We start from the raw sequence: 21257 nt of genomic DNA, 5'->3' as shown, positions 1-21257 counted from the left end.
CATCGCTCTTTATTCTTCTATTACTTTAAAATAACATTGTCCGTTCAAACTTCCCGGATACCGAAGATGGCTGACAAAACTTTCGCTGGAACTGAGCGGTTCAGTGGGGTAAGGAATTTCATTCCCATCCGCATCTTTACTCAGCCACACTGCTGTGAATGCTGCCGGTTCATTATCCGAAATATTTTTGGCATCTTCGCCCCAATCGAGAATATCCCAGCCATACGTACAGCCGGTTGTAAACTTTGCATCTTTGAACAGGGGATGATTGAATGCTGCCGTTTTAAGGTAGCGGGGATGAATCGTTACAATGCCGTTGCGGTACGAAATAAAATCGTCTTCCACAGCGCTTCCGGAAATGAATCCCCGTTCCTGTAATTCTTTAAAGGAGTATTCTTTCGGATTTCCCGAAACGGCATATTGCAATTTTAACCTATTTCCGGCTGTCGCTTTTAGGGCTACGCTTACTTTTCCTGCAAACACAACATTTTCAGTCGATGCTTTTTCGGTAATAAGCAAGCCAAATGAAAAAGCATCCGCCAGTCGGTTATCCCAGAGAGCGGGGTTGGTTATCTTAAAGGAGAAACTGAGATTGTCCAGTTCCGATTTTTTTACCACACCGTTGTCCGCAGGATTTATCAACTCTATGGTAGATGCCGGTAAAAGGCGTGCCGTTGCGGTAGGTGAATCAAGATAATGACTGCCGTCGATAAAGGGTCTGACTTTATATTCATACGTTACACCTTCTTCAAGCGAGGAATCGGTATCATAGCCGAGGTGAAAACCTATGTATGAGGGATACCGATAGTCCTGTTCTCCGGTATAATCAGCTGCATATTGTTGACGGCCTACAAGCGTCCATTCGGCTTGCCCCTGTATACGCCGGTATATGTAAAAGCCGCGGATTGGTAAATCCTGCGATGCGAGATCTTTGATTTGGAACCACAGCAGTACTTCGGAGGTAGTACTCTCTCCATTGTGGGCCGTAACACCGAACGGGCGTGTTCCTGATTGTCCCGGATTATTGAACAACTTTAACGAATGAGGATAGCGATGCATTTCAACTCTAAAGCCTCTAATCGAAGCCCCTTCTATGGTTTTTAAGCCCGGGCGGCGTTCCTGAAATTCAATGGAATTGATATGCCGTTCTACACGGTTCCCGGCAACATCGTAGGCAGTAATAACAAAATTGTTGAATTCATTCGGAAAAGAAATTTTATCGAAAGAGAAGTTTGCCGTGCACTTCCAGCTCCCGTCGATATCGCGTTTACAGACAGGCGAAACCGTAGCGATGTTATTGTGAGAAGAAGGAGATGTCCCAATCCCGACCGCACATCCGAAGTTGCCGTTATCCGGAATCGCTTGGATAGCGCGTGAGCGAGATGTAAATACGATTTCAAGCTTCATTGTTTGACCGACCGCACTTGACCAAACACTACCGTCTTCGAAGGGTTGGCCGTTTAACGTAACGGATTGAATTGACGGCGCTTCAGGTTGTGCTCCCTTTTGAATCATGCGTTGAATCATCGTAACGGTCTGCATATCCGCAGTTCTAATCCAGTAGTTTTCAATAACCGAAGCTGCACGCCCATTTTCCGCTCCGCTCAAGTTAAAATCATAGCGTTGGTTTTTAAGGAGATAGAGCAGGGCGCTGCCGTTGACAATCCTTACTTGATCATACAGTGAACGGCTTGCGCCCACCTTATATACCGTCAGTACGGTAGATTCCGTAATGGGAACCCCGCCTACGGAATCCAATACGTTGACGGTAACGGCGACACCTTTTTTAGGTGTTTGTCCGTTGGGGCAAGCCGTAAACAAGCTGATAAATACGCCGATACAGCATAACGCTGCTGCGCACTTAAAAAAAGGATAATGATGCAATTTTTTCATAATTTCTCCATATATATGTATTCGATATATGTATCCGAGAAGAGGTGATGATTTCTTTCAGCAGTCTCGTTATGGGGCAGTTACATGAGCATAACGGAATGTTACATAAAATTTTTCACCGTTTGGTCCGTAGAAGGTTCCCGGACGGAATTTAACATAATGCATATTGGAAGGTACTCCCCATTTAAAAACGTAGGTTATGCGCGATAAATAAAAGGTTGGCGGCATGTTTAACCCGTAGTACCACGCTTTTCTCCGTTTTTCGGGATCATCGTTTAGAGAATTGGCAAATCCTTTGCCGACTCCATCGACCTGTTTTATAAAATGCACCGGTTTCGGAGCTGCCGTTACTTCGGGGAAATCCCATCCGTATAGCGCCGCCGTTTCTACTCCGGCAGGCGAGTTGGTAAGAATGGATGACGTGCTGACGATGCCGTCATTCTTGAGCATCTGTCCCATCTCTTTGGCATATACATTGGTACGTACAAAGAGGAGCTGCCATTCGTTTTTTTTCGGAATATTGTCATGTTCCGTATCAAGTATTTTTGCCGAAGCAGCAGTTGCACCAAGTTTGATGTAATTGAAGCTGTAGTCACCGTTTACGGTTCCGGTCAGCGTATACTCGACACCGAATCCTGCTATGGTTTTCGGTTGTGCTGCACCCGGGGCTGCCGCCGAAAGGGTTGCAGGTTTGATGTGCAACGTAAAGGCTGCCCCGACTGCCGGTGTTATTGCGTCAAACCAAATTTCATATACTTTTGCCGTATCGTCGGTTTTACCGGTTTTCAGCAAATAATGCTTACCGTTTGTTAATGCCTCATAAAACGGGTTTGCAACCGACGCAGCGGGATTATCCGGATCGTTTTGAAACGGAGACAGTTCCTGCTCGCCGTACTTAAAGGAAACCTGCTTGATTTCGTCTAACCGTTTTCCCATATAATCGGTTGATGCCGTACCCGCTTTAAATGGAAGCAACCGGACGTGTTCGCCGTAATCGCCGGAGTTTGTTACTGCATATATTGCTTTCGGTGCGCTACTTGTCGAACCGTCCGGAAGCCGAAAACTATCGGGTACATCACCTACGGCAATGGCAATATCCCATGCGTCGCTGTCTATCGTTTTCATCTTACCGTTGGTACAGTCGAAAAAAATCATCCGATTGTGATTATCGTAATCGACATTTGCCGTCGGGAACGGTGTTTTCGGTTCGCCGGGAAGCGGCGTCGACGTAAACGCATAGGAATCTTTCTTTATAGTGTTCTGCGTTTTTACCAGTATTGGCGTGCACCCGTTTATTAAACCGAACAACAGCAGCGCTGCCGGTATTATCGTGTTATATCGTTTCATGATTATTCCTCTCAAATCAAAATAGGTATAAAAGGAGCTGTTTATTGCTGTACTCCGGGCATCATCGTTCCTTCAGCCGGCATCGGTATGCTCTCCCCGGTCTGCATTGCCGGAGGCGCTGCATCCTGTGCAGGTTCCTGCGGTTTCTGCTCTTTTTTAACGGGAGCCGCATCGTATTTAATACCGACGCCGAAATACCCTACAATTCCTTCTTGCAAACCGTAGAAGTCTTTCATTGTCCGTCCGTCCGTACCTTTCATAAAGCTGATATTGTTCAGTAGGTTTTTTATACCGGCATACACTTCAATTCGATCGTTCCAGAACTTTTGGCTGATATGCAGATTGAGCAGCAGCTTGTCCGGGCTCGCAATGTAATTTTCATCCGTCAATTTCAGTTTATCGGCAGCTCTGATATCATATCCTCGACGGATGTTTTGCGGTGCATCCCAGTTAATACCCAGCGTTATTCGTGTTAACCAAACCGGAATAATACCGGTGATGTTGAGTTTAATCTGATGAGGTACATAATAGGCGCCGTGGTAATACCGCTTATTTTGGAGATCGTAATTGTACATACCGGCAATGGTGTATGTCAGCGTGGTCTCTATCCATTTCCATTGATATTGTACGGAAAAATCGCCGCCGGTTGTCATTACACGGTCGATATTCTGATATTGGCGGATACCGGTAACCCTATGGAGAACGCCGTTCGCATCGGGAAATGTGCCTGTCCGTTTATCGGTTTCAACTGCGAATATCAGGTTATTTACATAGTTAAAGTAACCGCTTATACCGAATGTCAGGCCTTTCACCGGTTTATATTCGATGGATGCATTAAAACCGTGAGAGTATTCCGGTTTGAGCGCCGGATTGCCTAATAACACAAAGTTCGCCGGTGCGGAATGGAAAAACAGCCAATATTTTTGCTGCAAGGTCGGAACTTTAAAGCCCATTCCATAAGAAAAGCGAATCGTGAGGGAATCCAGCGGGTCGTATCGCAAGGTGAATTTAGGGGTAAACTGGGCTAATGTGCCTTCTCCTTTTTGTAAAGGTGGGGCAATATCAAAACGTAATCCGCTAATAAGCCGCAGTACGTCTTCTCCCTGCATATTCCATGTGTATTGGGTGAACAGCCCTAACAACACTGAATGTTTGGGCTTCGGAAACTCTCTGCCTTGCATCATCGCCCATTTTGCGTTTATACCTGCGAGTAATGAATGTGCGATGGAAAAATCAAAGTTAGCGTTAATCTCGTTTTCAAGTTCATGGAATACTGAATTCCGTCGGTTTGGGCTTCCCGATGCCGTATATATTTCATCAAAGATATGTTTGAAGTATTTGTAGCTTGAAAAAATATTGACCTGTGCCATTTCTCCGAATGTCAGCGAGCTTTTTATACCGGCTTCTCCCTTTTCGCTGATAAATCGGTTTGCAATATCTTCCGACTGATTCATGTAACGGTTATGATTTGTATATACTCCGTACAGCTTTACCGGTCCGTACGTGGTATAAATGTCGGCTGTAAGTCTCCCGAATCCCATGCGTGTTTTCGGGAAAATAAAGGTATCTATTTGCCGTCCGAGCGGATCGGCATTGCGGGTTATCATGCCGGGCATATTGTCGAATGATCCTATTCCCTGTAAACCGAACGCCTTATGTTTAAAGGAGAAGCCCGCCATACCGTAATAGTGTTTGTGGATATCTATTTCTTGTTTAGTAGTAACCGACCAATTTGTCCGATTCTTTTTTGTGATGATATTGATAACGCCGCCCATCGCATCAGAACCGTAGAGTGCGGACGAAGCGCCTTTTACGATTTCGATATGATCGATGTCCGAAGCCGGAATAAGTGCGATGGGGGAGGCGCCGCCGACATCTCCGCCGACAGCCACACCGTCGATCAGCACTTTGACGTAGGCTCCGCTGAAACCCTGCATGGATACCCCTTCCATCGGATGTTCCGTTATGGTAACACCGGGAATATTTTGCAGCACTTCCGCTGCATTTTTTGCACCCATTTCGGCTATTTTTTCTTCGGAAACAACCGTTACTTTTTCGACCGATTCTTCGGCTACCTGTTCAATTTTGTTTCCGGTAATGACGATAACCGGCGCTTTTTTGGTTTCTTGCGCGTACAGACTTACACCGCAGCAGAACATTGCTGCTATCATACATTTTTTACAGTATTTCATAATGTTTACCGTTTACGATTTTAATTTTAGAGGCATCACTATATATAAATCAAAAAGATAAGTCAAGGTTTACATCTGAGATTGTAAATTTTTTTAGAGACAACCCTCTCATAAGTAAGATTGAAGAAAAAGCGTTTTTCTTCAATAATTAACAATATGTTTTAAGAATACCGAGTATAGATTGGAACGGGCAATGATAAATTTTTAAGCTGACGGGGAAAACGCTTGGTATTATCGGGTTTGGATACATCGGGCAAAAGGTTGCGGAAATTGCGCTTGTGATGGGGATGCGGGTGCTTTATGTCAACCGTTCGCCCAAAACGATACCGCAGCTCGCTGCGGCGAAGCAGGTTGGCATTGAAACCTTGCTTGCCAAAATTCCGAATATCCGCTAAAGCGGATTGCGTAACAGTTTTTGGATAATTTCCTGCCATTTTGTTCCAAAAGTTATATAAGGACTGTAGGAGGCAAATATGAGAAAATCCCCTATCATCCCCATGCGGTTTACCGCTCGGAATGATTACGCATTTCTTTCCATTGTACATCCGTGTACAATGGAAAGAACGAGTTTCGGCTGTTGCCGAAACATCGTTTCTGATATAACCAGCGGCATCCATGCCGCTTCTGTCCCTTTGGTACCGAGGAAAATAAAGACATTATGATCGAATTTATTTCTTTGGTTAGTCAGTTGAGCAAGGATGATTTTGATGATGTCCGTATCGAGAATAGCGAACAAATTCCCCGATTTTACAACGATAAAACAGGACGGCTGGATATAAAAATCCGCTTAAATGACGGGCGTAAAATCGATGTGGAGATGTCGTTTTCCGATAGACTTCCGTGTCTATCGGAAAACACGAGTTTTGCCATTCGGCAAAACATCGCTGCTGCGTGGAATCACCGCCATCCTTGGCGGAACAGATATGGGAAAAAGTCTCTACCGATAAAGGTCAAAAAGTGATAAACTAGCTGTGATCTATCATAACCAGCGCTTTTGAAAAGAGGCAGAACAGATACGAGGCATGAACAAAAATTACCCGCAGGCGTGCTTTTGCACGTCGAGGACTAATTTTTGTGAAATAACGAAGTAGATGCCTGCATGTTTTCAAAAGATAGGAGGAGAGAGCCATGTTAGCACAAGGGAATCCTGTAATGGCTAAGGCCAATCGAGTGATGGATATCTTTTATCTGGATGAACAAGAACGAAAACGATATGAGGCAGCGTGGGAATATGAAAGCGACCGGCTTTCGATGATAAACGAGTCTGAGCGGAAAGGTCTCGAACGCGGTCTTGTCGAAGGTGAAGCACGCGGCTCTCATCAAGCAAAAGTCGAAACAGCAAGAATATTAAAGCAGCTCGGTGATCCCGTACCAAAGATAATGCAAGCTACCGGATTAAGTGAAGACGAAGTCGAGAAGATCAATTCATAATTATGTATTATTACCGCTTTGTATGCTTAGAAAACGAAAGCCGTCTCAAAAACGTCAGTTTTTCAAGACGGCTTTCGTTTTTTAGGGGGCTATCCCCCACTTATTCCCCGACGCGCTGCGTCGAAGGTGTTGATTTTTTTTTATAGTTTAACCGACAGTAAGAAGCCGATGTTGTGAGCGAATAGCTTATTTACTGTGTTCCAGAAGTTGTTATTACCCTCGTTAAAATCAATTTTGAATCCATTCAGTAAGTTTTCTCCTAGATTCCAATAGGCATCAAAGGTGATATTTTGTGAGATAAGCCATGTAAAACCGGTGGAAAATTCTATCTTACCGTCTGCAGTTTTAAAGTCCCATGTTACATTTTTGTCAGTACCGGCAGCAGTGAGCGAGCCGTCGCTGCTGTTGCGGTGTTTCGTTGTTTCTATGGTCCATCCGAATGTGGGAACTTTAAATTTAGCGCCTAAATTGAAGCGGAACTTAGAAATGGGAGCATAGGTAAGTCCTACGCTCAATGCCGGAGTGAAGTTGATTCCGGTGGTATACTTCCGATCTACCTTGTAGACTTTCGTGGATGAGCCGCTTATTATTGTATCGGTGTAGTTTTCGTCGTTTTCAAAGTGGAATGCTACCGGTACGTTGACTTTTGCTTTAAGGGCGACTTTGCTTTCTTCCGGTTCGTAGGTAATTTGCCATGCGGGATCAAGCGTAAGTGTGTCGCTCAGCTTACCATATGTTTTAACTTTTGTGTTTGTTGAACTATTCTCGCTAGTGACTATTGGGTATATATTCCATTCGGTGTTCAGTGCGAAGCTCGCTCCTTGCGTTACCGGACCGTTATGTGCAAAATCAAATCCGACCCCGCCGTTTAGCCGCAGTGTGTATTCGCTACCGTTGGCTAGAGTATAAGATGGGGAACTCCCGGTAGTCTTTGTTATCTCTTTATCTACCTTTGAAGTAAGCCCTAGCTCTGCAGATGCTTTAAAAATCTTATTTTCCGACCCTGTTATATTCATACCAGCCTTCAAAGCAACTTCAAGATTGAACTTATTCTTGGTATCCGTTGTTTTAGTCAGCTTATTTGTAACGGTTCCATTGTTAGCTCTAGGTTGGTAGGTAAAACTTCCCATAATACCGATATTGTCAAAACCGAACAGGAGTGAGCCGCTTGCCTTATTAGTGGTACTGGTGCCGGTTGTCGTCTTATTTTTATCTTTACCGTTTTTCTCGGTTTCTTTTTTTCGAAGTCCAACTATTCAACTGACCCCCGAAAAAACCGCTTAAATAAAATTTGCTGGCGACCGGCCCTGCAAGGCCAAAGTTAAGTTTGTCGGTTCCGCTCTTTCCATAGCTTAAAAAGCCAAATAATTTTTCGGGTTTTACATTACTCCATTCGTTTACGTCGAGGTAGTCGTCGACGTCCGTTCCAAATAGCCCCCCGCGTGCTCTCGTTTGTCATCGATGTCGGACTAAGCCGCATGAGTTCGACATGGGGTGGGGTTTGTGCAAATGCTGCTGTAAAACATACGGTAAGTAAGAAAACCGTTACCAATGTTTTTTTTGACAATTTCATTGTTCTACTCCTTTTTATTGAAATTGAGAATTTTTCCTTCAAAGAAGGTTATTTATTATGATAGCATGCTTTCTCAATATGTCAACAGAAAATTTTAATTTTAATTTTTATACTATTCAATTGAAAAAAAACGCTTTGCCCTTTATAATACTCCCGGAAAATTACCGTATATATAAAGGAAGGTTTGTATGAAAGCAGCTGTACTGGATGGGTTCACTCTTAATCCGGGAGATTTGTCGTGGCGGGTTTTACAGGATATTGCGGATATTACGATATATGACAAAACCGCACCCGATGAAGTATATGAGCGGGTAAAAGACTGCGAGGCGGTTTTATCAAATAAAATTGTGTTTTCAAAGGAATTGATTGCGCGTTTACCCAAGCTGCGGTATATCGGCGTGCTGGCGACCGGTTATAATGTTATCGATGTAGAGGCCGCTCATGCGGCTGGGATCACCGTAACGAATATTCCCAGCTACAGCACCGACAGCGTTGCGCAGCTGGTATTTGCATTCATCTTACAGTTTTATTGGCACGTAAAGGAACACAGTGATGAGGTTCACGGCGGTAAGTGGAGCCGCAGCGAGCATTTCTGCTATACCTCGTTCCCGACGTTTGAACTGACGGGGAAGACGCTCGGTATTATCGGGTTTGGGCACATCGGGCAAAGGGTTGCGGAAATTGCGCTTGTGATGGGGATGCGGGTACTCTATGTCAACCGCTCGCCCAAAACGGTACCTCATCTCGCTGCGGCGAAGCAGGTTGACATTGCAACCTTGCTTGCCGAATCCGACATTATCAGCTTGAATGCGCCGCTTAACAGTGCAAGCGAAAAAATGATCGATGCCGCAGCGCTTACGAAAGTAAAGCCGGGCGTACTTATTATCAATACCGGACGGGGGCCGCTTATCGATGATGAGGCGGTTGCCGCAGCGTTGAAAAAAGGTTCCATCGGCGGCTATGCAGCCGATGTACTGAGCGCTGAGCCGCCGCCTGCAAATCATCCGCTGTTCGGCTGCCCCAACTGCTTTATAACGCCGCATATCGCATGGCAAACCCGCGAAGCGCGGACGCGGCTGTTGCATATCGCCGCAGATAATGTAAAAAGCTTTCTTGCCGGTAAACCGCAGAATGTAGTGTAAGGAGGGATTACTACATAATAGAAATAATGCCATTTTGATGTTATAATAACCGTATGAAACAAAGGTTATATCTTGATACATCGATAATTAGTTTTCTCAAAGCGGAAGATTCCCCTGAAAAAATGCAAGATACGGTAATACTATGGAATAATATAAAGAATAATGTGTATGATGTAGTTATTTCAGACTTGACTATTGAAGAGTTAGAAAAGTGTCCGGAACCGAAACGATCATATATGTTTGAAAAATTAAAAGAAATCGAGATGACTGTTGTAAAAATTGAAAATAATGTAGATGAGTTATCACGGGATTTTATAAAAGCGGGTATTTTAAAAGAAAAAAGCTTTGATGATTGCCGCCATATAGCAACCGCAATTATGGCAAAATGTGACATGGGCGCCTCTAAAAACTCGGTTAGATTTTTAGAGGCGCCCGTCGAGTTTTTAATAAGTCTATAAATACAAATGACTTATTAAAAACATCGCAAATAAGCTTAAGGAAAACCTCTAAAAACTGAGGTTTTTAGAGGTTCCCACATAATTGTCTCATGGAATTTTAAGCATATTGTTAATGATAAAACGATTGACGGTATAAAAAGAATTGGGAACATAAAAAATTTACCGGAAATTAAAATATATTGCCCATCAATGTTGATAGGAGATGAAAATGCAGAAACTAGTGCTAACGAATAATTTTAGCGTGGATGATATCCATAAAATACGGGAGTGGAATTATGGTATGATACAATCGGGTAAAAAAAACATAAACGAAGATATGATATTAAATATAATAAGTACATTTCCAAAGGCAAAATATATTAAATTATCCGACTTTATGAAGGGGAAATAAAACCTCATACCCTCTTCAAATCAGCCATTGCTATGCAATGCAAGTGAGGCGAATATGAGGTGCTTATATTAAACCTGTTCGGAAACTTCCGTTTCGGAACAGGTTACCTTGAAATGCAATGTTTGTACCATTTGTGCGATTTAGAACTCGGCAACCTGTTCGACAACACAGTTATCGAACAGGTCTATTCCTTGTGAGCTAAGTTTTGAAAAAATCTTGTTCAATTTATGATAAAAGACGGGCAAGCACAAATGATTTATAGAATTTTTTCGAAAAGTATGGTAAACTAGCCGCAATAAGGGGAAGAAGATGTCCTACGAAACAGTTATCAAGCAGATAAAAACGTTACCGGAAGCTTGTCTTGACGATGCCTCAAAATATCTTGATTTTCTTCTTTATCAATATGCGCAGAAAAGACTGAATCCATTAATTGAATCCGATGAGGAATTTAAAGCAAAAATGCAAAAGGGATTCGATGATATGAAAAAAGGAAGGGTTACCCCTGTTAAAGAAGCCTTTTCAGAAATAAAAAGCCGGTTCGCATAATGGAAGTAGTTTTATCAGATCAAGCAAAAAATGATATAGCAGACATTTATGCTTATATCTTGAATAAATTACAATCGAAAATTAATGCAGATGCCGTTTTAACTAAACTCTACTCTGCTATGGATAGTTTGAGTTTTATGGCGGAAAGTTACCATCTTTACCCGCATGAACCATGGTATTCAATAGGTGTTCGCTATTTTTCCATAGGCAATTATTCTATCTTTTATGTTGTAGAAAAAGATATTGCAACGGTAATACATGTTTCATACGGAAAAAGAGATTTAGACAAAATTTTGTCGGATTATGAATAAAACATCTTGAGCTAAATTTTGAAAAAATCTCGCTCAATTTATGATAAAAGACGGGCAAACACATCAGATAAGCCAGTCAAATACCGCAGAATACCGGAGGCTGGGTTGTTTGAATAAACTTTCCGTCAGCTTTTTGAAAATAGTGGCACCGGATACAAGGCGCTGAGTAAACAACACCCGCAGGCGTACTTATTGTACGTCGAGGACTGTTGTTTACTCAGCAACGCCGTAGACGGTGTGCATATTTTCAAAAGTCTCTGATGTGCTTGCTCCGGAGGGGGGCTCAATGAAGCAATTAAAAAACGGACAGCTCGTTGCGATAGGTGCAGCGGTTGTACTCGTTATCTTGGCATTTTTCAGTTTTACCGTTGTTTCGACAACGGATAACGGTGTGGTAACTCGGCTCGGTAAGTACAACCGGACGCTGCAGCCCGGTTTACAGTTCATTATCCCGATTGTCGAGCGGGTGTATCACATTCCGGTTACGACCGTTCAAAAAGAGGAGTTCGGTTTCCGTACCACGATGGCCTCTGACCGGAGTCAGTACCGGAATAATATCGTCACCGAATCTTCAATGCTGACCGGCGACTTGAATATTATCAATGTTGAATGGACGGTACAGTACCGTATTATCGATCCCAAAGCATGGCTCTTTAATGTTGAAGAAGGTGAGCGGATTAACACCGTCCGCGATGTGTCCACAGCGGCAATCAACAGCCTAATCGGCGATCGCGCTATTTTTGATATTATGGGATCTGAACGCGACTCCATTCAGTTTTTAGCGCCCGAAATTATGAATGAAAAGTATAAGCAGCTGGGTCTCGGCATTGCGGTTTCGTCGGTACAGCTGCAAAATGTTGTTCCGCCGGAAGATGTACAGCAAGCTTTTGAGGATGTTAATATCGCCATTCAGGATATGAACAGGTTAATTAACGAAGGCAAAGAAGCCTACAACAAAGAGATACCCAAAGCGAAAGGCGAGGCAGACCGGATGATTCAAGAAGCACGAGGTTATGCGGTGGAACGGATTAACAAGGCGGAAGGAGATGTTGCCCGTTTTAATGCCGTCTATGTCGAGTATAGCAAGGCACCCGATATTACCAAGCGGCGGCTTTATCTTGAAACACTCGATAAGATATTTTCAAATACCGACAAGGTAATCTTCATCGATAAAAACGTCAAAAATTTCTTACCGTTAAAAAATCTTTCGGGAGGAGAACAGTGAGAGCGAGCAAAATAGATCCGGTAAAGGCTAAAAAGACCATACGGTTTGGCGCAGTGGTGGTGTTTATTCTTATTCTTGTGTTGTCGGTAAAGCCCTTTTATATCTTAAATGAAGGACAAACTGCGATTATCACTCAGTTCGGTAAAATTGTCAAAGCCGAAACGGAGGCGGGACTTCATTTTAAAATACCGGTTCTGTACCAGGTACATCGATACACGGCAAAATTATTGCGCATCGACGGCGACCCTCAAAAGATCCTCACTAAAGAAAAGCAATTTATTGAGGTGAATACCACCAGCCGTTGGCGTATTTCAGATATCCGTAGGTTTTATCAATCTCTCGGAACCTACGAAGCCGCTTATTCGCGTCTTTCGGATATTATCGACTCATCAGTACGGGATATCATCACCGTCAACAGTTTGAATGACGTTGTCCGCAACACCAACAGCATTAATGAAATGGTGCACCAAGAGCAGATCGGGCTGAACACGGACGAGGTGAAGTTGGAAGAGGTAACCGGTGCGGAAAAGATTGTGTATGCTGCTATCGAAAAAGGGCGTGATGTGCTGGCCGCCGAAATTTTAAAGAAAGCGAATATGCAGCTGAAAGATTTCGGTATTGAGGTTATCGATGTTATCTTTAAAGAGATAAAGTATTCCGACGAATTGCAAGCCTCCGTATATAATAGAATGATTAAGGAGCGGAATCAGATTGCGCAGACCTTCCGTTCTACCGGTGAGGGAAAAAAGGCGGAATGGCTCGGTAAGTTGGAAAACGAGAAAAAGAGCATCCTTTCAAAGGCGTATTCCGAGTCGGAGAAGATAAAGGGCGCGGCAGACGCACAGGCCACCGCAATCTATGCCGCATCGTACGGCAAGTCCCCTGAGTTTTATAGCTTTTGGAAGAGTCTTGAAGTATATCAAAACGCGCTTCCCGATACCGAAAAGATATTATCAACCGATATGGAATACTTTCAATATCTCTATAAACATTAACAGCGCGTGATGGGCATCTCTAAAAAATGCTTTTTAGGGATGCCCTAATATTTGTTAAGATTTTTACCGATACTGAAATATGCAGGGAGGACTCCGGTGAGACGTAGAGGTTCTTTTGGACGAGTAATAGTATTGCTTTTATTGATTATTATATTGGTTTTCGGCGGACTTTTTTGGTTCAGCTATCTCGGCTTAATCAATGCACGGGGAGTTTTTTCACCGGTATACTCGTTGTTCGGATTAAAGACGCCGGCAGGTGTCGCTTCTCCGGCTGATGCGGATGCGGATTTGGATGCCGACCGGTATGCAAAGCGGTTGATCGCCTTGGATGTCCGCTCGCAGGAGCTTGATAAAAAAGAGGCTGATGTTACTGCTCGCGAAAAAGAAGCGGCACAGGTATCACAGGAACTGGACGATCGGCTTTCTATTATAGAAGAAAAAGAAAAGTCTTTTAAACAGATGATGACGGAACGGGATATGCGGGAAGCGAATATCGACCAGATTGCACGGTATATCAACGGTATGCAGCCTGAGAAGGCGGTCGCAAACTTATTGCAAATGGATGATCAGGATATTATCGATGTGCTGCGGGCGGTAGAGGCAATTGCAAAAAAAGCAAACAAGACTTCTTCCGTTGCATATTGGTTCTCGTTGATGCCGGCGAATCGCGCCGCCGATATTCAGCGCAAGATGGCAAACAAACCGGCATCGCTTCCTTAATCTCTTGAGAGATGTTATTTCCGACACTTCGGTTTGCGCTCTTTTTTTCCGTTGTTTTTTTTCTGTATTGGTATGTATTCAGGCAGAAAAGACAACGGATTATTCTACTTACCTGCGCAAGCTATTTTTTTTATGCCTGCTGGGATTGGCGCTTTTGCCTCTTGCTGTTCGGAGTGTCGGCTCTGTCCGGTCTTACCGGTTATCTGCTCGGTATACAAAAAAATTATATTCCCCGTACCATTACAATGATAACCGGTACCGCGTTGCACATTCTCTTCCTCGGATTTTTCAAATATTTTTATGATTTTATTTCTTTTTTAAACTACACATTTTTTAACGGGCAGCTCCAGTCCCCGCTGTTACTGCAACTACAAAGTTGCTCGCTGTTATTACCGATCGGTATTTCGTACTATACGTTCCGCTCGATGAGCTATATTTTTTGATATTTATCTCTGCAAAATGCGACCGGTTAAATCGTTTATCGAAGTACTGCTCTATATCTCGTTTTTTCCGCAGCTGGCGTCGGGGCCCATCGTGCAGGCGGAAGCCTTTTTTACAGCTTTGCCGGACAACCTTACACAGGACGTAACGGCGGAACGCCCGATAGCGTTTGACCGCAGCGTACTGCTGATCTTGTCGGGGCTGTATAAAAAAGATGGTGCTGGCAACCTTTCTTTCCGTGCTTGCCGTCGATCCCGTATTTGCGAATCCTGCACAGTGTAATACCCTCGAATTGCTTGTCGCTTTGGTGTCGTATACGTTTGTCATTTATTGCGACTTTTCAGGTTATAGCGATATGGCAATCGGCATCGGGCTTTTGCTCGGCTTTGAAGCACCGCAGAACTTTAACCGGCCGTATCTTTCCCAATCGGTGAGTGAGTTTTGGCGGCGCTGGCATATCAGCTTTTCGTCGTGGCTGCGCGATTATGTGTACTTCTCCTTCGGCGGCTCACGCTACGGTTTAGTCCGCACGGTGATTGCGCTGGTCGGGACAATGCTCATCGCGGGGGTGTGGCACGGCGGTTCCATTCCCTTTGTGCTGTGGGGGTTGTTGCAGGGACTTGCCTGCGCCGCAGAGCGGGTAGTCGCTGTGCTTGGTAAAGAACGCCGCGCCGCCGCCATCAACACTGCTGCGGGCAACCAAGAATCTCTCATCACTGCAACGGCTGTATCCGATAAACCGCGCCGCGGCATAGTGCGGTTTGCCGGACGGAACATTGATATGAACCGGCTGCTTCGGATCGGGCGCGTTTTTGTGTTTATCAATATCAGCTGGCTGATTTTCCGGTCGAATACCGTGCGGGAAATTGCATTGTATTTTTCTTCGCTCAAGAATATCACACAGCCGCTCCGCACGGTGCATTGGTTTGTGCTGGTACCGCTCGCCGCCGCCTTTCTACTGCAAATCCCGAAAGAAGAGACACGCCGCGCGTATTTTGCACGGTATGTACGGCTGCCGCTTGCGGTGAAGGCCGCTGCCGTTGTGCTGTTTTTTGTCGGCCTCAACATTGTGTCGACGTCCGGCATCGCACCGTTTATCTACTTCGGATTTTAGGGGGATACGCAGAGTATGAGTGAAAACAGTCAACGCGGCAAATCGGCTCAATACGAGCGGCAAGAATACGACAATCGGCAAGGGCAAAAGAGCGGGCAAGGGCGGAATGGCCGATACTCTCCCAATCAATGCTTTTTCTTTGTTGTGCTAACGCTGCTTATTCTTATTCCGTTTTTAGGGCAGCGGCTTGCGCATCCGGTGCAAAACATCAAAAGAGCCTCGCTAAAAAATATTTACAGCGCACTCACCGCGCCGATTGTTTCCGTGACCGAATCATCTCCCGTTGCTGCCGTTATCCCCGTATTGAGGAATGTGTTTATACGGACGGCGGGGTTAGCGGAGCGCGGCGAATGGGATACGTTCTTTTACCGCCAAGGGGTGTACGACAGCGAGGTCGCCGCTTTTTACGCGGTAACCGGAGAACAGGGGTACACCGAAACAATCCCCGGCTTTTCGGATAATTTAGGCGGTAGCGGGCTGCCTGCAGAATTGGTGGGGCAGGTTTCTAAAGCGATGCTCCGCAATGTCGCACTACCGGTTGTCCATTCCGCGCGGATGCCCTTGCGGCTATTCTTTTTCGGAGATTCTCAGATGCGCAGTATCGCTGCCGGTATGACCCGTGCGCTCGGCTCCGATACCTCTATTGCCGTACGGGAATTAAGCGTTCCTTCTTCCGGCTTTCTCCGATCCGATTACTATAACTGGCCGCAAAAACTTGAAGCTATTTTTGCCGATCAAAAAGATGGGGAACGTTTTGATGCGGCTGTTATTTTCTTAGGTATGAATGACTATCAGGATATGTGGACAACCGGCGGCATCATTCTTACGGCAGGCTCGCCCGAATGGGAAGAGGTGTATCGTAAAATGGTAAAAGTACATCTCGACACTGCGCTCGCTTCCGTTCCGCGGCTGTACTGGCTCGGCTTACCGGTTGTGCGGAGCGCTGCATATAACGAAAAGATGCAATACCTAAATGCAGTACACGATTCCGTCGCCGAAGAATACGATTCCAAAAAGCTGGTAAGGATTTCGCTTAAAGGTCTTGTCGAGCAATATGGAACGGGATACATCGGCGCAATTAAACCTAAAGACAGCGCATGGATACCACTTATACAGGGCGACGGTATCCACTACACAGTCGAAGGCGGCGAGTATTTAATGAAGCACTTCATTGACCGCCTGCACCGCGACTATGTATTTGAAACTCCACATTCCTGATTGATGAAAATATATTATCTTGACGGTCATTATAATTCCTGTTATATTAAAGATATGGTGAGCTTCTACCACATTTGTGAAGCCCTAAAAAAGCGGTGAATTTCTACCATAATAAGTGAAATGCTAAAAAAGCGGCGAGTTTCTGCCATAAAGTGAAAACCTAAAAACGCACGTTTTTATAAAGGAGCCGGAAATGGCTCCTTTTTTTTGAGAAATTTATGAAATTCTATCACATAAAAAATGATTTTATTCGTGCGGAGGGTTTAATACCCCGACGCTTGCGTCGTAATAAAGGGTATTAAAGCCGACTGCAACCACCTTATGAGAACAACATACCCCGACGCTTGCGTCGGGGTTGTTGATTGCTTATTTACGGCAGTTTGACTCCAAAGTCTCTGAAAATAAAAATGAATCCCGTCCTTATGTTGGGATTGTACTTCAGATAGAGAACATAAAGTATTATGCTCCATTTTCATCACCAAAACCGAAGCATAGAAACATGAAGAACGGAAAAGATTTTAGAAAAATAAATAACGGTATTTATGGGGCAATCAATTTCAATAATATGATTCCGGTTTTAGATTCTGTGCTGATGGAAATTGATATTATAAATATTCCCGATGTAAAATACCGTCGTTTGCTACAAAACCAATACAATTATATAAAAGCTGATAGGGAAGGCATATTAAGAATAGCTCGAAACTTACGGAAGTTGATTTTTGAGGATGAAAAAAATCTTTCAGAGTATGAAAAGATTGTGAAAAAAAGATGCTGTGATTTACCACTACTGGAATCAAAATATCTTGATTTTAAATAATCGTACTTTTCATTTCTAATATGTTGCATTGAACAACGCTCTAAAAGCAGTTACACTGGTGCCTATGATACTCGACAATAAATACACGATGCCGTATACGGTGCCGACCACTGCCATCGATGGGCAGTATCGCTGTACGCCGTTAACCGTTGCTGCGCTTTCGCAGGATTTGGCGGCTAATCACTATAGTTCTACCGGCATATTTATGCCGCAGCTGCAAGAACGGGGATTGATGTGGATTATTTCGAAGCAGCATTTTGAAATACATGAATATCCGCTCTGGCTCGATTGTCTGACGTTACAAACATGGGCGCAGCCGCCGAAGGGGCTTTTTTGTTTTCGGGATTTTGCCTATTACTACGCTGAGGGCGGAAAGAAAGCTTCATTGTCTGCGGCTTTTAAAGATTTTGATGCGGCGGAACGGAAGGGTACCGAATGGACGGCAGACTCGTTGCGCCGACATGGAGCGCTGTGTGTGTGCGCGGCAGTACGTGCTGGGTTGTGCTGAATACGCACACCAATCAGCCTGCCGTTCTTGACGACACGGTGTTCGGTTCGTTGACGTTTTGTGACGAGCATTTGGAAGGACGGGTTTTTGCAAAGATTTCCTTGCCGGAACACTGGGAGCGTGAAGAGCTGTTCCATCCGTCGCTTTTGGATATCGATATGAACGGGCACGTCAATAATCTGAATTATATCCGCTGGGCATTGTCGTTTATGGATGCGGACTTTTGCCGCGGCAAATTGCTCCGCGTCCTCGATACCAATTTTTTGATTTCTGCTCAATACGGGGAAGAACTCTGCTGCCGCTGCTCTCATATTGAAGATAACGTGTGCGTGCATTCTATTGTGAGAACTTCCGACGGCAGCGAGGTGTTCCGCGCCCGTAGCGAATGGGCTGATGAACGGAAGATGGCACGGCCGCTTCAGGTTGAACATGAAACTTCCCGACTATAATGCGCCGTCCGCACTCGCTGCTGTGCTCGATGAACACGGGTTTGGGATGCAGAAAAAATTCGGACAAAACTTTTTGATTAATGCACATATACGGCAGGAGCTGATTTCCGCACTCGGTCTTTCCGCCGGAGATGCTGTATGGGAAGTCGTCCCGGGGCTCGGCTCGATGACATCGCTGCTGTTGGAGGCTGGCGCCGATCTAACCGTGTTCGAAATAGACCGCGGCTTCGTACAGCTTTTAACGTCCTATTTCGGTTCATATCATTCGTTCCATTTAATAGAAGGCGATGTGCTTAAAACATGGAAGGCTGAATATCAACGGCATGCACCGAAGGCCTTTTTCGGGAATCTGCCGTACAACATTGCAGCAAAGCTCATCGCGGCGACAATCGAAGCCGAGTGTTTTTTTGACCGTATGGTGATAACCGTGCAAAAAGAGGTCGGGCTCCGGATGACCGCGGCTCCGGGAAGTGAGGATTATTCGTCGTTTTCGGTGCTGTGCCAATGGGCTTATGATGTAGAGCCGATTCGCGATATTGCTCCCGCCGCCTTTTGGCCTAAACCGAATGTCGAATCCCGAGCGCTCCGCTTTATCAAAAAACAGTCCCCGCAGCCGGTACGCGATGCGCGTCTTTTTTTAAGCCTTGTCCGCGGCCTTTTCAGTTCGCGGCGCAAAACGGTGAAGAATAATTTGAGCACGATTCTTGCTGCTAGAGGAAAAAAGATGCTGCCGGCGGAATCCCTGTTAAAAGCGGCCGAAATCGATCCCGCTGCCCGTGCGGAATCGCTGACCGTCTATGATTTTATCCGATTATCGGATACACTTTGCGATGTGTAAAAGCTCGGTTAGCTTTTATATATCCCCGACGAGGTTCCGATGAATAAACGATTGCGCTGTACTGCATTTTTTATTCTGTGCATGATGGCTGCTGCACAGATACCGCTGATCGCAGAAGAAAAAAAAGAAGACCATACGCCGGTTCCCTATACAAAAGAGGAATTTCCGCTTTGGCAGCGGGAACTTCGGCGGTTTGAAATACTGTCTTTCGGGGCGCTCCCCTTTGTTACACTTTTATCCTTTTGGGGTTACGATATGATTCGTGCGGCGAAGCACCCGAAAGATCCTGCCTATTATCCGTGGCCACTCAAACAGGTTGACAAAGCGATCCCTCTTACCGAAAAAGAACAGCTCGGCGTATTCCTTACTGCTGCCGGTATATCAATAACGATCGCGTTAATCGATATAACGTATCGTGCGATTAAACGTTCTGCAGCAAAAAAACGTTTGGAGAGGGAGAATACCCTTACCGAAGCTCCTATTCAATTTATATCAATAACGCAATCCGCTAAAGCTGAATCTCAGACTCTGAAACTTATGACCGATGCAGCATTGGCTGCGGGTTCTATTGGAGGAATTGCTTCATTATTTAAAAATAATACTGCAGCAGCTCCTGCCGGACAGGGCAGCGGCTCCGATACGGTTGCACAATAATATGTCTGAAGTATTTGAGCTTACAGTACCGAATGGGATCGGTAAGCTGCGGCTTGATGCGTTTTGCTGCAGTGTGCTTACCGGTATGACCCGCTCACAGCTGAAAACAGGGATACAAGCTGTGCAGCTCAACGAGCGGCAGGCAAAACTTTCAAGCATGGTGCAAGCGGGCGACCGTATCACACTGATATGGGAAAATCCGCTTCCCGATGTTCTTATACCCGAACCTATTCCGCTCCGTGTCTTGTATGAAGATAATGATGTCATCGTGGTGAATAAACGAGCTGGTATGGTTACGCATCCTGCGGCAGGCAATTGGACGGGGACGCTGGTGCAGGCGCTTGCGTATTACCGCTTGCACACGTCGCCTATTCATGATGCCTTCGCCTGCCTGCTCGAAGCGGAGCAGGGGAAGGGGAATTTTGCCGAGCTATTGCGTGCAGGTATCGTTCACCGGCTTGATAAGGATACCTCCGGCATCCTTATCACCGCCCGTAGTGCCGAGGCGGAAGCCTTTTTAAAAAACGAATTTAAGCTGAGGCGTACGGAAAAATATTATCTCGCAATTCTGAACGGCATACCGGAAAAACTGGCCGGTATTATCGAAACGTCGGTATTCCGCGACGGGCATAGTCGTATTCGATTTGCCGCCTCGGCAGATCTGTCTAAAGGAAAATACGCCCGCTCACGCTATAAAGTGCTGCGGGTGTATGGGCGGTATGCGCTGGTGCTCTTTAAAATCGATACCGGCAGAACCCACCAAATTAGGCTCCATGCGCGGTTTATCGGCTGTCCGATTGTTGGAGATCCGCTCTATGGGAAAAAAGAAACTGAATGGAAGGAATACGGCTTGATGCTCCACGCGTATCGGCTCGGTATTACGCTCCCTTCAACACAAAAAAAAGCCGTATTTACCGCCCCGCCGCCCCGAAAATTCCAAACTGTCCTGCGCCTTTTGCAGACGCGGCTGTCACAGGGGAATAGCTGAGGCGCC

At 45.1% G+C, this 21257-nt stretch carries 25 protein-coding genes; 19 read left to right on the top strand and 6 right to left on the bottom strand.

The window, feature by feature from the left end; genetic code table 11:
• Window positions 1-9 precede the first annotated feature (9 nt).
• The 4 genes from prcA to GWP43_RS15690 form a co-directional block, all read right to left on the bottom strand.
• Window positions 10-1893, bottom strand: coding sequence for a dentilisin complex subunit PrcA (prcA, locus tag GWP43_RS08835; protein WP_162663848.1), 1884 nt, complete (start codon window positions 1891-1893; stop codon window positions 10-12).
• A gap of 69 nt (window positions 1894-1962) precedes the next feature.
• Window positions 1963-3240: a hypothetical protein gene (locus GWP43_RS08830; RefSeq protein WP_162663847.1), complete on the bottom strand. Its 1278-nt coding sequence runs from the start codon at window positions 3238-3240 to the stop codon at window positions 1963-1965.
• 41 nt (window positions 3241-3281) lie between these two features.
• On the bottom strand, window positions 3282-5411 hold the full coding sequence (locus GWP43_RS08825; protein ID WP_230977632.1) for a TonB-dependent receptor plug domain-containing protein: 2130 nt from the start codon (window positions 5409-5411) through the stop codon (window positions 3282-3284).
• Between the two features lie 182 nt (window positions 5412-5593).
• Window positions 5594-6049 (bottom strand): hypothetical protein, encoded by a 456-nt coding sequence (locus tag GWP43_RS15690; protein ID WP_462218609.1) that lies wholly within the window; start codon window positions 6047-6049, stop codon window positions 5594-5596.
• Window positions 6050-6090: 41 nt separating this feature from the next.
• Here GWP43_RS15690 and GWP43_RS14900 point away from each other — a divergent pair, with 41 nt between their 5' ends.
• Together GWP43_RS14900 and GWP43_RS08810 are read left to right on the top strand one after the other, a co-directional pair.
• Window positions 6091-6393 carry an Rpn family recombination-promoting nuclease/putative transposase gene (locus GWP43_RS14900; protein WP_230977631.1) on the top strand — a complete coding sequence of 101 codons (303 nt, stop codon included), beginning with the start codon at window positions 6091-6093 and terminating at the stop codon, window positions 6391-6393.
• Window positions 6394-6560: 167 nt separating this feature from the next.
• On the top strand, window positions 6561-6863 hold the full coding sequence (locus GWP43_RS08810) for a hypothetical protein (protein ID WP_230977630.1): 303 nt from the start codon (window positions 6561-6563) through the stop codon (window positions 6861-6863).
• A gap of 140 nt (window positions 6864-7003) precedes the next feature.
• Here the strand turns inward: GWP43_RS08810 and GWP43_RS08805 are convergent, their stop codons facing one another.
• Both GWP43_RS08805 and GWP43_RS08800 read right to left on the bottom strand, forming a co-directional pair.
• A complete protein-coding gene (locus tag GWP43_RS08805) occupies window positions 7004-8119 on the bottom strand; it encodes a TDE2508 family outer membrane beta-barrel protein (RefSeq protein WP_462218611.1) in 1116 nt (371 codons plus the stop codon).
• Between the two features lie 128 nt (window positions 8120-8247).
• Window positions 8248-8436, bottom strand: a complete 189-nt coding sequence (locus GWP43_RS08800; RefSeq protein ID WP_162663844.1) for a hypothetical protein — start codon at window positions 8434-8436, stop codon at window positions 8248-8250.
• Window positions 8437-8624: 188 nt separating this feature from the next.
• Between GWP43_RS08800 and GWP43_RS08795 the strand changes: the two genes are divergently transcribed.
• From GWP43_RS08795 to GWP43_RS08730, 17 genes are all read left to right on the top strand, one after another.
• Window positions 8625-9578, top strand: coding sequence for a D-2-hydroxyacid dehydrogenase (locus GWP43_RS08795; RefSeq protein WP_162663843.1), 954 nt, complete (start codon window positions 8625-8627; stop codon window positions 9576-9578).
• A gap of 53 nt (window positions 9579-9631) precedes the next feature.
• On the top strand, window positions 9632-10036 hold the full coding sequence (locus GWP43_RS08790; RefSeq protein WP_203232398.1) for a PIN domain-containing protein: 405 nt from the start codon (window positions 9632-9634) through the stop codon (window positions 10034-10036).
• A gap of 700 nt (window positions 10037-10736) precedes the next feature.
• Window positions 10737-10973 carry a hypothetical protein gene (locus tag GWP43_RS08785; RefSeq protein WP_162663842.1) on the top strand — a complete coding sequence of 79 codons (237 nt, stop codon included), beginning with the start codon at window positions 10737-10739 and terminating at the stop codon, window positions 10971-10973.
• Window positions 10973-11284 (top strand): type II toxin-antitoxin system RelE/ParE family toxin, encoded by a 312-nt coding sequence (locus tag GWP43_RS08780; protein ID WP_162663841.1) that lies wholly within the window; start codon window positions 10973-10975, stop codon window positions 11282-11284. The genes GWP43_RS08785 and GWP43_RS08780 overlap by 1 nt, the downstream gene beginning before the upstream one ends.
• 286 nt (window positions 11285-11570) lie before the next feature.
• Window positions 11571-12509: an FtsH protease activity modulator HflK gene (hflK, locus tag GWP43_RS08775; RefSeq protein ID WP_162663840.1), complete on the top strand. Its 939-nt coding sequence runs from the start codon at window positions 11571-11573 to the stop codon at window positions 12507-12509.
• A complete protein-coding gene (gene hflC / locus GWP43_RS08770) occupies window positions 12506-13504 on the top strand; it encodes a protease modulator HflC (RefSeq protein ID WP_162663839.1) in 999 nt (332 codons plus the stop codon). Before hflK ends, hflC begins: the two co-directional genes overlap by 4 nt.
• A 96-nt stretch (window positions 13505-13600) precedes the next feature.
• Window positions 13601-14224 carry a periplasmic-type flagellar collar protein FlbB gene (locus GWP43_RS08765; RefSeq protein WP_162663838.1) on the top strand — a complete coding sequence of 208 codons (624 nt, stop codon included), beginning with the start codon at window positions 13601-13603 and terminating at the stop codon, window positions 14222-14224.
• Window positions 14225-14235: 11 nt separating this feature from the next.
• Window positions 14236-14667, top strand: a complete 432-nt coding sequence (locus tag GWP43_RS14895) for an MBOAT family O-acyltransferase (protein ID WP_230977629.1) — start codon at window positions 14236-14238, stop codon at window positions 14665-14667.
• Window positions 14668-14683: 16 nt separating this feature from the next.
• Window positions 14684-14947 (top strand): hypothetical protein, encoded by a 264-nt coding sequence (locus GWP43_RS14890; protein ID WP_230977628.1) that lies wholly within the window; start codon window positions 14684-14686, stop codon window positions 14945-14947.
• Entirely contained in the window at window positions 14880-15779 is a 900-nt protein-coding gene (locus GWP43_RS14885; RefSeq protein ID WP_230977627.1) for an MBOAT family O-acyltransferase, read from the top strand. The genes GWP43_RS14890 and GWP43_RS14885 overlap by 68 nt, the downstream gene beginning before the upstream one ends.
• 15 nt (window positions 15780-15794) lie before the next feature.
• Entirely contained in the window at window positions 15795-16997 is a 1203-nt protein-coding gene (locus GWP43_RS08755) for an SGNH/GDSL hydrolase family protein (RefSeq protein WP_162663837.1), read from the top strand.
• Window positions 16998-17352: 355 nt separating this feature from the next.
• Window positions 17353-17814: a type III toxin-antitoxin system ToxN/AbiQ family toxin gene (locus GWP43_RS08750; RefSeq protein WP_162663836.1), complete on the top strand. Its 462-nt coding sequence runs from the start codon at window positions 17353-17355 to the stop codon at window positions 17812-17814.
• Between the two features lie 64 nt (window positions 17815-17878).
• Window positions 17879-18322, top strand: a complete 444-nt coding sequence (locus GWP43_RS14880) for an acyl-ACP thioesterase domain-containing protein (protein ID WP_230977626.1) — start codon at window positions 17879-17881, stop codon at window positions 18320-18322.
• Window positions 18250-18771 carry an acyl-ACP thioesterase domain-containing protein gene (locus GWP43_RS14875; protein WP_230977625.1) on the top strand — a complete coding sequence of 174 codons (522 nt, stop codon included), beginning with the start codon at window positions 18250-18252 and terminating at the stop codon, window positions 18769-18771. Before GWP43_RS14880 ends, GWP43_RS14875 begins: the two co-directional genes overlap by 73 nt.
• Window positions 18752-19609 (top strand): 16S rRNA (adenine(1518)-N(6)/adenine(1519)-N(6))-dimethyltransferase RsmA, encoded by an 858-nt coding sequence (gene rsmA, locus GWP43_RS08740; RefSeq protein ID WP_162663835.1) that lies wholly within the window; start codon window positions 18752-18754, stop codon window positions 19607-19609. The genes GWP43_RS14875 and rsmA overlap by 20 nt, the downstream gene beginning before the upstream one ends.
• An 81-nt stretch (window positions 19610-19690) precedes the next feature.
• A complete protein-coding gene (locus GWP43_RS08735) occupies window positions 19691-20263 on the top strand; it encodes a hypothetical protein (RefSeq protein ID WP_230978155.1) in 573 nt (190 codons plus the stop codon).
• 1 nt (window position 20264) lies between these two features.
• Window positions 20265-21251 carry an RluA family pseudouridine synthase gene (locus tag GWP43_RS08730; protein WP_162663833.1) on the top strand — a complete coding sequence of 329 codons (987 nt, stop codon included), beginning with the start codon at window positions 20265-20267 and terminating at the stop codon, window positions 21249-21251.
• Window positions 21252-21257 lie beyond the last annotated feature (6 nt).

The sequence above is a fragment of the Treponema vincentii genome (assembly GCF_010365865.1).
Lineage (GTDB): Bacteria > Spirochaetota > Spirochaetia > Treponematales > Treponemataceae > Treponema.
Note: the sequence above shows the minus strand (reverse complement) of the source record. Positions and strands in the feature narration are given on the sequence as shown.